This window comes from Stenotrophomonas sp. TWI809 (assembly GCF_039673205.1).
In the GTDB taxonomy this organism is placed as follows: Bacteria; Pseudomonadota; Gammaproteobacteria; order Xanthomonadales; family Xanthomonadaceae; genus Stenotrophomonas.
In genome coordinates this window covers 17,189-30,292 of the sequence record NZ_JBDJLE010000005.1, presented here as the reverse complement: position 1 = coordinate 30,292, position 13,104 = coordinate 17,189, and the positions used below count along the sequence as shown (strand labels likewise).

Annotated in this window: 12 protein-coding genes; 5 read left to right on the top strand and 7 right to left on the bottom strand. The window is 59.2% G+C overall.

Translation table 11 applies throughout. The annotated features are described in order from the left end of the window. The first annotated feature begins 135 nt into the window (after positions 1–135). From ABE472_RS05480 to ABE472_RS05470, 3 genes are all read left to right on the top strand, one after another. Positions 136–2,556, top strand: a complete 2,421-nt coding sequence (locus tag ABE472_RS05480) for a hypothetical protein (protein ID WP_346465823.1) — start codon at positions 136–138, stop codon at positions 2,554–2,556. Between the two features lie 75 nt (positions 2,557–2,631). After that, on the top strand, positions 2,632–2,829 hold the full coding sequence (locus tag ABE472_RS05475) for a hypothetical protein (RefSeq protein WP_313209071.1): 198 nt from the start codon (positions 2,632–2,634) through the stop codon (positions 2,827–2,829). Between the two features lie 333 nt (positions 2,830–3,162). Continuing rightward, entirely contained in the window at positions 3,163–4,080 is a 918-nt protein-coding gene (locus tag ABE472_RS05470; protein WP_313209072.1) for a hypothetical protein, read from the top strand. A 592-nt stretch (positions 4,081–4,672) separates the two neighbouring features. Here the strand turns inward: ABE472_RS05470 and ABE472_RS05465 are convergent. From ABE472_RS05465 to ABE472_RS05445, 5 genes are all read right to left on the bottom strand, one after another. Next, positions 4,673–4,843, bottom strand: a complete 171-nt coding sequence (locus tag ABE472_RS05465) for a hypothetical protein (protein WP_313209073.1) — start codon at positions 4,841–4,843, stop codon at positions 4,673–4,675. Between the two features lie 37 nt (positions 4,844–4,880). After that, complete coding sequence (locus tag ABE472_RS05460; RefSeq protein ID WP_313209074.1) at positions 4,881–6,578, bottom strand: S8 family peptidase; 1,698 nt, start codon at positions 6,576–6,578, stop codon at positions 4,881–4,883. 547 nt (positions 6,579–7,125) lie between these two features. Further along, positions 7,126–8,226 carry an ATP-binding protein gene (locus ABE472_RS05455; protein ID WP_313209075.1) on the bottom strand — a complete coding sequence of 367 codons (1,101 nt, stop codon included), beginning with the start codon at positions 8,224–8,226 and terminating at the stop codon, positions 7,126–7,128. 636 nt (positions 8,227–8,862) lie between these two features. After that, the gene (locus ABE472_RS05450) at positions 8,863–10,185 is read right to left on the bottom strand and encodes a hypothetical protein (protein ID WP_346465819.1); all 1,323 of its coding nucleotides are present in this window, start codon (positions 10,183–10,185) and stop codon (positions 8,863–8,865) included. 255 nt (positions 10,186–10,440) lie between these two features. Continuing rightward, positions 10,441–11,220, bottom strand: coding sequence for a hypothetical protein (locus ABE472_RS05445; protein ID WP_313209077.1), 780 nt, complete (start codon positions 11,218–11,220; stop codon positions 10,441–10,443). A gap of 389 nt (positions 11,221–11,609) precedes the next feature. Here ABE472_RS05445 and ABE472_RS05440 point away from each other — a divergent pair, with 389 nt between their 5' ends. Next, positions 11,610–11,792: a hypothetical protein gene (locus tag ABE472_RS05440; RefSeq protein ID WP_346465817.1), complete on the top strand. Its 183-nt coding sequence runs from the start codon at positions 11,610–11,612 to the stop codon at positions 11,790–11,792. An 11-nt stretch (positions 11,793–11,803) separates the two neighbouring features. Continuing rightward, complete coding sequence (locus ABE472_RS05435) at positions 11,804–12,154, top strand: hypothetical protein (RefSeq protein ID WP_346465815.1); 351 nt, start codon at positions 11,804–11,806, stop codon at positions 12,152–12,154. Between the two features lie 28 nt (positions 12,155–12,182). Here the strand turns inward: ABE472_RS05435 and ABE472_RS05430 are convergent, their stop codons facing one another. Further along, entirely contained in the window at positions 12,183–12,707 is a 525-nt protein-coding gene (locus ABE472_RS05430; protein WP_346465813.1) for a hypothetical protein, read from the bottom strand. Positions 12,708–12,813: 106 nt separating this feature from the next. Next, entirely contained in the window at positions 12,814–12,936 is a 123-nt protein-coding gene (locus tag ABE472_RS05425; RefSeq protein ID WP_302476396.1) for a hypothetical protein, read from the bottom strand. Positions 12,937–13,104 lie beyond the last annotated feature (168 nt).

Below are 13,104 nucleotides of genomic sequence, written 5' to 3'. Positions count from 1 at the left end.
AGCCGCCCTGGCGTAACGATGACACGTACCACGTCGTCGAACCCTGCCTTGGGTGCGATGGACGCACAATGGATTCCCAACCGTGGGGCAAGGCGATACCGAGCCATCGTGCGCGCAATGGGCGTGTCCGGTGCCATGAACCTGATGCTGCGTCTGCAGCGCCAAAATCGCGAAACCCTCGCTGTTGGCTACAGCGACAAGCAATTGACGCTGACTTCTGGCTTCGCCACATATAACGTCGACTTCGACGCTGTGGATGCCACGATCGGGGCCGTGCGCCTGTGGGTCTACAACTACCCCAACAACGCGGTGGTGAGGGTCGATAGCGTCGAACTGTACGACACAACCGACCAGCTCGCCGCGGAGGCGAATGCAGTCGCCACCACGACGCTCAGCGGCAAGGTGACTTCGCTGGAGGGAACCACCACAGCTCAAGGGCAGGCCATCACGAGCGTGAATGCCGCGATTGCCGCTACGCAGGCTGCCGGCCCTAACATTGTCATTGATGCTGGGTTCGAGGGGTTTGCAAACGGCCAGGTGATCGCAACGGGGATCGTCGGCGGGTCGCGTCTCGCAAGCGGTGCCGATATGCAGACGGGTGTCAGGTCTGCGCGGTTGCTGCGTACGGCCGCCGCGAACGCAAGCAACACTGATGCCTATATCGGTCCGATCATCCGCACCACTGCTGGCCGTGTGTTCTACATCGAGGTGTACGCAAAGCTCGATGCCGCTGGAGCTTCTCCTGGCACCACACAGTTCCGCTTTGGGATGCGCACTGTCAGCTCCGCCGGGGTGAACTCCTGGACGTGGGCGGGCAGTAGCGTCAACATTTCAACCTTTGTTGGGTGGACCAAGATCAGCGGCTATGTGACCGCCCCCGCCAATACCAACACCGCACAGCTGCTTTTCAGCATCCCAGGCGCCAACGCCGTAGCCAACGCAGCAATTTTCCTGGACAACGTCATCTGGCAGGACGTGACTGACGCGTACGGCGCCAAGACGGCGGCCGATGCGGCCGCTACCGGCCTATCCGCGCTGACCACGACCGTCACCCAGCAGGGCGGCCAGATCACTGCCCTCGGGCAGCAGGTCAACCAGGTCGGTGCCAGCGTTGCGGGCAAAGCTGACACTCAGGTGGTGCAGACGCTCACGGCCATGGTGAAAGACACGATGGCCGGTGGCGGCAACCTGCTCTCCAACACTTTGTTCAAGGATGGGCGTCGTGGGTGGGGATGGTGGAACTCTGGCAATGGCACGTGGAACGAACTGGGGTTGGTCGCAGGGCCGGAGTGGGCTCCGCCTGGCTTGGCTCATTTCGGTGGATTTGCGCCCTCGAATCTTGCCTTGAACACCCAGTTCTGGGCCGGTGACGAACAGCCCGTGCCTGTCGTCGCTGGGAAGCGCTACTGCTTTTCCGCATACATCAACTGCCACCGGGTGGGCTTGGCCCTCCTGATTTCCTTCAGGGATGCCAACGGCAACACGGTTGGCGACCAGTATTCCGGGCCGGCCGATGCCACCAACATCCGACCGCCCATCACGCTGGAAAGGCTGAAGCGCTTGAGCGCGTCCATGGTTGCGCCGGCCAGCGCCGTCTATGCGCGGGTCGGGTACTACCTGAGGGGCCTGGGCCTCAGCAACAACGAGGGCAACTACTTCTGGATCTTCCAGCCGATGCTGGAAGAGATGCGTGAGGGGCAGACGGGCCCGTCCCCGTACTCGGCGGGCGGAGGCGAGACTCTGGCTGGCTATAGCCTCTACGTCACGGCCGACGGCTTGACCGGTGGGATGGTCACGAAGAACGACGGCAAAGTCGTCGACATGAAGATCTTGGCCAACGTCCTCCAGATCCTCAGCCCGAACCAGCCGGAAGGCATCGAGATGCGCGATGGCTACATCCGCGTATGGAAGGGGAACTCGCAGCGGATCATCGGCACCGGCTTTGGCGGCGGTGACCTGATGGACTACTTCGGGCCGAACGTGGGTGCCGCCGCCGCCAACAAGATGAATGCCACGATGTGGATGGATGTCAACGGCAACGCCTACTGGGGCGGTTCGCTGTCGGCAGGTATCTGGAAGAACGCCAATCGCACCAGCAGCACCGCTGCGAATCCGTACGTCGAGGTCGGTCCTTTCGCGGCGCACGGTAAACAGCGGGTGGTGGTGGCATCGTTCAGCACGTTCTCTCCGACCTACACCACCTGGTATGACGGAAGATCCTCGAGCAACGAGCCGCCGCCGCCAGCAATCGCTTCCAGCACCGTTCTACGTCTGCGTCGAAACGTGGGCGCTGGTCTGGAGTTGGTTTCCCAGCAGGCTTTCCCCGCGTCCGCCGTATTGGTCAACCTCACCTATCACGATCGTGACGCTGGTATCCGGGAATTGCCCAACGGAGGGTGGCAGCAGGAGTACTACTTCGCCTGCAGCGGTTCCTTCACCGCTACCGAGCCGGGATCTACCTTCCAGAACTTCATTTACGAGGGCGCGATCACCACGCAGGCGATCCCGCAGATCGTGAGCCAGACCATCGCAGTGGTCAGTACCGAAGAGCCATAGGCGGCCATGCCGCTCTGCTTCAACCGCTGACGCGGCGACCAGCGTTCCCAGTCGCCGCACTACCAGGAGAGAACTATGAAATTTCGTGCAAAGCTGCAGATGGAAATGAAAACGGCAGACCAGCGCGGCGTCGTTACGCTGAGCTTCGTTCCGCTCGATGCGGGTGTGCCGCAGATGACGTTGTCGGTGTCGCCGGCGGCGGCGGCCGGTATGGAGGTCGGTCGGATCTACAGCTTCACCGCAGAAGTCGAGCCGGAAGAAGATACAGTCTAATGTCTTTCAATTGAATGGCGCAGATCAACAGGCCTTAACATTTCGCTAGCCTTTGATGGGTATGGTTAGGAATAGGAAAAATACAGGAGCTGGCAGATGCTGAGTATTACAACATTTCTACCTGTGCTTATAGTTTTGGCGCTGGTGATCGGTGCAATCATCTTCGGGATTGTGAAATTGTCTAACAGGTCGCAGAAGAGGGAGTAGTCGTTGCGTTAGGCCGCGCCAGTTTCTACTAAGTGTTAGTGTTGCTGTTGCTGTTGCTGTTGCTGGTGCTGGGTGCTGGGTGCTGGATGAAGTTTCGGTTAAATTCAAGTCCGACAGGAGTTAGAGTTGAAGATATTCAAAGTGATGATTGTCTCGGCGTTATTCGTAGGCAGTCTGTTTGGAGCTAGTTCCGCCCATGCTGATCCGATTTCATGCGATGGGTGTTCTGGACCATTCGATAAGCGGATAGCCGCCGAGAATTACGGTCCTGGTGATCATTTGGTCTATGATCTAGCCGCTAATTCTGTCGAGCGATGGATTGTGGAGCAGACCGGGCCTGAGACAGAGGTGCCGCGGCGTATCGGGTCGGGTGCGTCTGTATCTGCATTAGGGGGGCTTAGGATCACGCCCGGAGTGGTGCCAGAGGAGGCGATTCGAGAGTTGGATATCGCCCATCGGCTTAATGTAGAGGCGGGGTTTACGCTGAATCCAGTCTACGTGGTGCCGATGGGGCAGTATGGTATTCCTGGTGGTGGCTATACCGCTTATGACGTGGTAACGAACAAGAACCTTCAAGCTCAAATTGTTGATCAGGTGGCGAAGGAAGAAGTCATTAATCAGGTCGTTACTGGGTCCGTTAAGTCTTACTTTTCCGAGCTATACGCACTTGTAACCACATTTTTTGGGTTCAAGGGTGAGGCGAGCATGCAGTTTAAATTGATGGCCGCCGACGGAAGCTACTACATGGTCATCGTCTCTGCATCTGAGCCGGGTGGACGTTATGTTAAAGGAAGTGCTCGTTCTGCCGGGGGGGAGCTAATACCCGAAGAGAAATCGGATATTAAACACTCAACTTGGACTGGAGGCTCTACTGGCTATCAGGGCGGAGCGCTTGACGCGATGGTCGGGCACCTTGAACGGTTGGGTGCGACGATGAATGTCGTTGGTAGTGGGGCGTCTCCCGGGGGTGGTACGGGACCAGTGATCGGCATCACTTGCGCCGATGATGTCTGTCACGTCTACATTCTTTCTCAGATTCAATAGCACGCGTGGCGCAGTTGGAAATGCGCTGATTCGATGAGCCCGGTGCATTGCATCGGGCTCTTTACTATCCCGCCGCTGCCGCACAAGCTGGAGGTGACCTTTGATCCACCTAATCTGGCTTCTGGAGCACAGGTTGGGTGACTGTTGCCACTATTACGGGCGCCTGCACTGCCTCAGCGCCACCGAGGAGCCGGCGGATGAAGCCGCCGTGTGGGCTGTCCGACCACCGACTTCAGTGGCTTCTCGCTGTTGCTGCCCGGCGTGTTCACCGCGCAGCAGACGCGATAGCTAAAATTGCCGGCGGCTCGCTGGCCAGCACCGCCACCGGGTCGCCTGCTAGCGGCTGCGGTGACCGGCATCCGTGGCCGCAGTCTGAGAGCTGCTGCCGACTCGCGCTATGAATTCGGAGAACCTTGCCAAGCTTACGGCTTGGCGATTGTCACAGTGCGGGCAGGCGAGAACCGTTCCGCCTGCAATCGGAATCAGGCCTCGCGCGGAGGTTGCTGTAAAGGACCAGTCGCATGCCAGACAGCGGCACTGCACGCAGGTCAACTCGAGCAACCTTCCGGCCCCATCGTCTTGTCCAGTGACGTCAAGCAGATAAAACCTTCCGGTGGTGGGCATGTCCTTGGCTCCCCAGCAGCGTTGTCGTGGCGTCGCCCGCGCCGGGAGCAGCCATCCAGTCATCGATCTGATCGACCTTCAGCGAAACCGGCATGCGGTCCTGGATGTCAGCGGACACGCCGCTACTGTCTTCGGTCATCACAGCGCCGACTTAGATAAGTAGATATCGCGCTGCTTCACATCTCCAATTCGATGTCGATGTCGTTGACGGCGCTTTCAACGTAGTTCCCCAAGCTGGAGGCAAGAGAGTCATAAATCGATCCCGAAGCATCTTGCGATGCGGTAAGAGTCAGTACGAAGGCTACATCGCTTTGGAGCTCATCTGGTAGTCCGGCGTTGCGGAATTGATAGAGGTCGCGGTCGAAAATCCGAGCACACACGCGCAAGGTGTTCCCTGAAAAAGCGATGCCTTGCCGGATCAACCTCTCATGGTGCCTGACGGGATTCCATTTAGCGTATTCCTTCCTAGCCTCAACCTCGGGTGCAGTCGCCTCCTTCATCGTCCCAGCAAGGTTGCCAGTCGTGCCGTCTGTCTTCGTGTACTGGAGGGCAACTTGCAGGCGGTTCGAAAAGTAATTTGCAGAGCCCAATTCTGACGTTCGAGGTGAGAGGATTGCAGTGAGCGCGACCTTGCCCTTGAGTTTGCCATCCACGATCAGCTCAGGCGGAATGGGAATGTCTTCCCAGTAGTACCATTGTCGCGCGAGAAGTTTGGCGTTCCATAGCAACGTTACGCTGCCGTCAGGACACTTCCATGGAACCTCGTTCACGACACATGGCGAGCCCCATCCCAAGCGTTCGTCGTAGGCACCGCGGTCCGCAGTGTTCAGAAGAAGCGCCCTCACCAAGTCAGGGGAAGCATTTTTCAAATTGTGGAACGCATGTGCTGCGACACTTGATACAAGGGCTGTAGCAAAGCTGCTGCCAGTTTGCTCGGTGCCGCCAAGCGCCCGTACCGTGGAAAACCATGAAATTTCTGGCTTTTTAAGTCCCTCCGGCCCTGGCCCACCCAGGCAAACGGGGCAGTGGTCGCCGGGAGAACTGCCGCTCGCAACCCGGCCTCCAATCGTCAGAGCTGCCTCACAGTCAGCCGGCGGGCAGGTCCGGTTCATCGAGCAGTGGTCGCTGTTTCCTACCGAGACAATTGGGAGGATTCCATATTTTCTGGCGATCTTGTGTATTTCATGCCCAAGCGAACTCATCTCATTTGGCGCGTCGGCATCAGTGGGTTCGTTGAAAGATAAGTTCCAGACTTTAGTGTCGCCACAATGGCGCTCAATCGTGGCCTTCAAATAGCTTTCAAACTCAATTCGGGATGCGGCGCCTTGGCTAACGTTTGCGATGGCTTGCGCTATTCCCACCCGACATACGAGCTCGGGAAGATTCAAATGCGTGTTCCAGGAACTGCCGTGGACCACTAGGGAGGTGACAGTATTTCCATGCACCCTATTGGCCGCGACGTCGGAGACCAGCGATGGAGCACGCCATGCGACCATCGGCTCGTAACTTTTCGCAAATAGACCTCCATCCACTACCCCAACAATTGGATGCCATTGCTCGTCCGGAACTGGCCGCTCAGGATCGGGTGCCGATCGCGTCTGGGTCGCAATCACTGGCCTTACCGGGTCGATGCGGAACACAGCGCCGGAAGCCAGTAGGGCGTGTAAGCCATCCTGGTCCCTGATTGCAATATGGAGTTTGACGAACGGGTTCTGTCGATATTCCCTAGTTCCACGCGCAATACTTTTAGACGTCGCACTCTCTTGGAGTTGCAATTGATCCGAGTCCGAGCCTGTTTCACGCGTGATTGATACAAGGTCGGCGACAGAGCTAACCCGCTCCGCAACGACAAGTTGTTCGAGGCTCGAAGCCACACTGGCCCGTGCGTCAGCGCTAGAAAAAGGCGACAGCCAGACACTAAAGAGCCTTCCCTCGCTCCCCTCGGTTGCCAGCTCCCAAGTTCGGGAAGGAGAGCGCCCTCCAAGAATATCTTCCGCTTGAATGGGCTCAATCGCGCTGATCCGCGATACCGAAATGCGGACATCACGTCGCTGGCTAGTCGATACCTTCTCACTAAGTGACTCGGCTGCGGCGCTATCCAGCTCTGCTACGTAACCTCGTCTATGGGGTGCGACTAAAGGTGTTCCGAAGTTTGGGTGGAATAGGGAGTCGGGTTCCCAAGAAGGCGCATATGAGTCGTCAAACATGCTAATTGCCACCAAGCGGCGGTCGGCATGCGTGCCCTGCACCCGACCGGCGATAGCCCTCAACTGCGAGCCCAGCACTTCCCGCTGGCCCTCCAGGCGTTCAACGACTACGGCGGCCTCGGGCGCCTCACGGCCCGTGACGCTCGCTCGCCTCGGGTCGCGCTTAAGGTTGAGTACGGGATTCAATACTGGGCGAGCGTCTTGTGGCACTTGATTATCCCTTCAGGTAGGCCGACACGGATTGTCTAGAAATACGTAGGAAACGGGCCGCCTCGGATTGCGCTGCGCCATGTTCCTGCACCAGCGTCCGGGCGACATAGCGCCTCAGGTCAGTTTCTTTGCTAGCCGATAACGCTTCTGAATCGCTTTGATTACAGATTTGACATGCGAGATCCAAGAAGTCTAAGTCTGCTCCCCGGATTGCTGCCCTTCGCCGTGCTGCGAGAGCGAGTCGCTGAATGTCCGCTCCTGTCAAGCTTGATGAAAGCACTGCAAGTACCTTGGAGTCTTCTTCCAGTGCTTCGTCGTCCCCTAGGAAGTACTGCCAAAGGGCTTGGCGAAGCTCGTATTCAGGCTTTCCAAGGTGCACGTGATAGGAAAACCGTCTCCAGATGGCTGAGTCCAGCATTTGAGGGTGATTGGTTGCGGCAAGCACTATTGTTCTATCTTCAAGTGAATCAATCCCTTGAATCACCGTATTTACCACGCGCTTCAGTTCACCCAGTTCGTTCCTATCATCACGGACCTTTGCGATTGCATCAAGCTCGTCTAGAAAGAGCACCGCATCCTTGCCGGCGACAAAGTCAAAGACCGCACGTACGTTCTTGGCGGTGTCTCCCAGCATTGAGGAAATTAGAGAGTCGAGACGAACAACGTAAAGTCTCTTTCCCAGCCGCGCAGCTATGTGGCCCGCAAGTAGTGTCTTGCCCGTTCCAGGCGGCCCGCTCAACAGCATCGACAACTTTGATGCAATTCCTTTTTTTGCGAGTAGATCATGGTGGATGGCGTCATCGATGAATGACTGAAATACCTCTCTCGCAGTTTCAGGCAGCAGGCATGGCACTGCCGGCCACGTCTGCTCTTCGACGAGCGGCAGCCGTGACTTGCCGTCAATGGGTAAGACTTCCTTGAATCCTGCTGCCTGTAGAGGCACCCCTTTTTTGCTTATTGCAAGACGCACTCGCCTTGCTGCTTCGGGGTGCTCGTCCGTTATTGCGGACGCTAGCCGTTGCCCGACTCGTCGAAGTTTGGTGTAGTCGGCTTGCATGGCCGCCTCTGAGAATTCGGCTACGTCGTTGGCTAATTTGGCGATCATGTCTACGGGCTCTGATTGCTGAATATGTACTGATTTCGTCATAGCATGTCAAGCGTATGCAGTGATGTGTCAGTCAAAAATGATTTCCTGTCAGTCTACAGCGCTCCGCCCTGTTGCGACGTGCCGATATGCACCTGGCGCACTTCGGAGCACGGATGCGGCCACTACGTGCAGGAGGTACTCGCGTGGAGTGGCATCGCGCGTCCCTCCTCTAAGGCCCTCTCGGTTCGAGTCGTAGGACCCCACAGCGTGGCAGGGGCCACTTTCGGTGAGGGTCGTCGCAGGGGATGAGACGGCATTAGTAAAATTACTATTTGCCGGTTGTGAATAGTAGCCAACCTATTCCTGAACGCATCCAGTTGTTGGCCCGCCGGGCGCGAGGCCAGTCGCCGGTTGCGCGACGGCGGTTCCGCATCCTGTAGCTATGGCAAATTGGCAGAATGATCGGACCTCACTGGAGGCTATGGCTGCGGCTCAGCTGCAGCAGGCGATAGACCTCGAACGAGACGTGACAGGCAGCTGGCGTGCCCGTGCCCGCCGTCGGCAGAGCGCGCAACGACTTCGAGCGAGGGCCAGCGGGCATCAGCGTGCTGCCCACCGGTTGGCGGGGTTGGATGTACCGGATGACCTCCCGTTCTAACGGCCCAGGCCGTTTCGCATCGGAAACACCGTTGCACCTTCACCGGTGAGCAGTTCGAACAACGCCTCCACAGCAGCGCGCTTCTCTGCGGCGTACTCGAAGAAGTTGTAATGCCTCTTCTGGACGCCGCTCAGGCCGTGGGATTGGAGGTGGCCGCGGACTTCTTCGGACATTCCCAGCGCGGCGAGCCGTGTCTCTACCGTGCGGCGCAGGTCGCCCGGCGTGCACGGCGATGCCAGCTCACCTGCGGTCACCATGTTTGCCACGACCGGATCCATGATTCCTCGCAACTCGTCATAGGTGGCGGGCGTCTTCCCCGCGGTGAGCGAGAAGAGGTTTGGCCCGTCGCCATCGCCGCGCAAGGTTGCGAGATCGATTGCCATCCTTGGGAGCAAGGGCACCAGGTGCACTCGGGGAAGCCGGCGCCGACCTTTAATGTCGAGCAGGCGTACGGAGCCGGTGCCGGTGTCGGCGTCGTGAGCGTGATCTGACCACTGCAACCGGATCAGCTGTGCGATGCGCTGGCCACCGGTCAGCAGGTGGAAGCGCAGCAGCGCGCCCTGCCGTCCGGGTATGGCCTCGATCCTGCGCCAGTACGCGCGAAGCTCCGCCACCGAAAGCACCCGGTCGCGCGGCTGCCCGCTGTCCAGGGTCGCAAGGTCGCGCGCAGGATTCCTGGACACGTTGAGCGCGCGCAGTGCGTCAGGGGCGGCGGCATCCTGCTTTGCCGCGATCGCCGCCGCATAGGCTGCGCGCAGGTACGAACGGATCTTGCCGCCCTCGCGCAGCTTCTTACCGCGCACCATGCGGGACAGGATTGGGAGCAGATCATCCAACTCGAGCTCGGAAGCTGGGCGCGCCCACAGGGTCGGCCACGGTTCTTCGATGTGGCGCCTAATGGCAGCGCGAGTTGCTGCGGCGGAGACCTTGCCGCCATCCTCCAGGCTCTGGGCGTAAGCCATCATCAGTGCGCCCAAGGTTGCTCCGGAGCGGCGCGTCGATTCGGCCAACGCGTTAGCCTTCGCTCGTTCCGCTGCAGCTGCCTCGGCCGCGATCGCGTCGCGCAGATCCCGTTCGCCGGCTTGATATCGGCGGGACAACGCCGCCGCTGATTCGCGTGCCGCGGTCAGTGCCAGGCCGGTGCCGATCAGCAGGCGGTCTCGCTGGCCGTTGGCCTTGGTGTATCGGTAGTAGAACCGCAGCTGCCCACCTGCCAGCTTGCGAACATCCAGGCAGCCCGCTCCACGCGGGGCCGGATCGGAGGCCCATTCGCCCGCCGGCAGAGCGGCGAGCCCCTTCGCTGTTAGCATTCCCTTCATTGCGCCCATTGGTGACCGCTCGGTGACCGTTTGTCCGTGGAAAGAGGTGGACGATGATGGGCGCAGGTGGTCGCATAGCCTGAGAAAATCAACCACTTAGCTTAAAACGGTGCCACTCTTGGAAGGTCGTGGAAGCTCTGTAGAGGCCTCATAATCCTTTGGTTGAAGGTTCGAATCCTTCTGGGCCCACCATCGAATCAGGCACCTGGCATCAACCGTACTGCCGATTCGCAGGTGCGGCAGCTTCTTCCATAGTCACGGCGACGCACTTCTTTTGTCGAGAAGGTGATTTGCGAGTTGCTTGCCGCGGCGCAATTGGGTGCCGTCCAGACCAGCTGCGGCATTGTTCAAGAACGAGGCGCCATAGCGACTTGAACCTGTGCGGAAGTATGCTTCCGCGTATGCATAGGCCATGACCGGGTCTTTCGAGGCCAATGTGCCGTTCTTGTAGATGTCGCTCAAACGCACATATGCGTTTGATTCGCCGGCCGCTCCCGCGGACTCGAGGAATCTGACGGTGTTCTGCTTGTAGTCACGGATCAGATCCGGATCCAGCGAGTTATGTTCGTCTTCAAAAATCCTCGAAGCGTATAGCGCGTAATCGAGCTGGGCGCGGATGTTTCCATGCTCGGCGGCATGGGTGATCGCGGTGAACACCTCTTCACGACTCAGCGGCTCAAGCCAAAGATCCTTGCAGAGCTCGTCGGTCGTACTCCTGACGTGGCCCGTGGTGGCGGAGGCCTCGCGATCAATCTGACAACGCAGATTTGTTTCAACCAGTTCGTATGTCGTCGTGGCACTGGCATCGGCAGGATGCTCGTCGCCTGCCTTCGCCGAAGGCCTGGTCGCCTGGTCCATCAGGCCCGGCGTTCCGGATGCTTCCTGATCTGATCGCGCAGCCGGGTCAGAGGCTTTAGATACTTCGTCAGCAGTGTTTGGCAAGGGCGTGGAATTTTGCCGGATAAGCGATAGTCCAGCGGTTCCTGACAACGCGACAACCATGACAGACGCCACTACAACTACCTTGCGTTTCATCGTGTATCCGGTCCCCTGAAAACCCAGCGTCGGCTGAGCGTAGATTCATAAGGCATCTGCTGCTCTCAGCATGCTGCGGCCAGGATCGGATGCCAACAGCCATGAGCCCGTGGGCAGTGCGGCATTGAAGGTTTCACCGGAAACTTCTGCCGCGACGTCCCGCACTGCATATGAAATCGCATGGAATAGGAATATACAAAAATAGAAGCACAGGACATTTCGTTATTGTTAAGTGTGTGTCAACTATCGTTCCGCCCCGGTTTGCGGCGCCAGTAATGGCTTTGCCGATTTCGCGATGTGGTTTTTCGCATCGCTTCCTGTGCGCGTGGCGATAGTGAAGCGCAGTTTTCCATCGGCCTTGTGTCGATGGCTTTCAGAGAGGTTGATTCATGAAGTTTCTCATTATCCCCGCAGCCCTTGCCGTGACATTGCTTGTGTCCGGTTGCACAACCAGCAGCTGGATCCAGGCGGCCGGTGGCGTGATGCAGGCAAAGGATGACTATGACAAGCAGGCGCGCAACCAGCGCCTCCGCGATGCCAACGCGGCGGCAGCACGTGCGCGCCGGCAGTGAGCGCCGCCCCCATGACCCAGGCGATCCTGCTGGCGTGTGGTGTCTGCGCGAGTCTGTCCGCATGCATGCCCAGCGTTCTTCAATATGACCGCGGCAATCCGGTCGTGATGAGTTCGCTGCAGCAGGGGGCGAGCCGCGAGTCGGTCCTGAGCGCCGCGGGACGGCCGCTGGACGCAATGGTGCTCCCCGGCATCAACGGCGTCTGTTACAACTATCTCCTGCGCAACCGCGGCAACAGCTCGCCCTACTATGTGGCCTTCAACGCGCAGGGGCGCGTGGTCAACGCAGGCTATATCGCCTGCGAGAAGGCTCTCGCTGCCGGGTACCTGGATTCCAGTGAGCCGATCAAGCCGCGCTACTGATTGAACGACAACGCGATGCGCACGCGCGTCATCGCAACAGCGATGGCGCCTGGTCGATCCGCCACGAACCATTCAACGCAAGCACCACCGCGAACGTTCCGCACAGCAACACGTCGGCCTCGTTGTTCTCGCGCAGGGAGCGATCCGCCCCCGGCAGCATGAGTACCTCCATCTCGCCGATGAACGCATGCCGCTCGTGATGTCGGGCGCGGACCATCTCCCGATACGGCCCGCACAGTGTGCGCACCACCGGACGGCTGCCTGCGGCCCGTGCCGCCTTGATCAGGTCGATCACGTTGCCGCGCGGCATGCGCCAGACGATCCGCTCGGGTTGGCCGAACCACTCCAGCGCCTTCACCTCGCGGGTGTGAAGGGCGCGCTTGGGGGGCGTGCGGCTCAAGGCCAGCGCTGCGCGACGGCTGCGCAAGGCAATCCACAGCATGCTGCCCACGATGAACAGCCCGGCGGCCAGCAGGTACACGAACACCAGCCCAAACCAGGGTGAGCTGTTGGGGATACCGAACAGCATGGCAAAGAAGATGAGCAGCATCATCCCCTTGAGCCACTCGACCTTGGTGTTCCTTGTCGCCATGCCGGATCCCTTGAGACACCCGCAACACGCGGGGAGCCGGCCATTCTGACCCGGCAGGGGGCGCTCGTCAGCGGTTGGGTGGCTTCTTTCGCAGGCTGAGGACGACGATGGCGATCACCGCTGCGATAGCGACCGGGATGAGCATCAAGCCGACGATGATGATCCAATGGTAGATACTGAAACTGCCCATGCGTAAGACCTTCCGTTGGTTGCTTCAATCCTACTATCTTGTCAGTAGGCGGCATCGGGAACTGGGTGCTGGCGCCCATAAGCCGGAACGAACTCCCGCACGGCGCCTTTGGTCCCCGTGTCATTCGGCAGGTGTCGCGGTGCCGGCGCCTTGCTAAAACATCCGTCA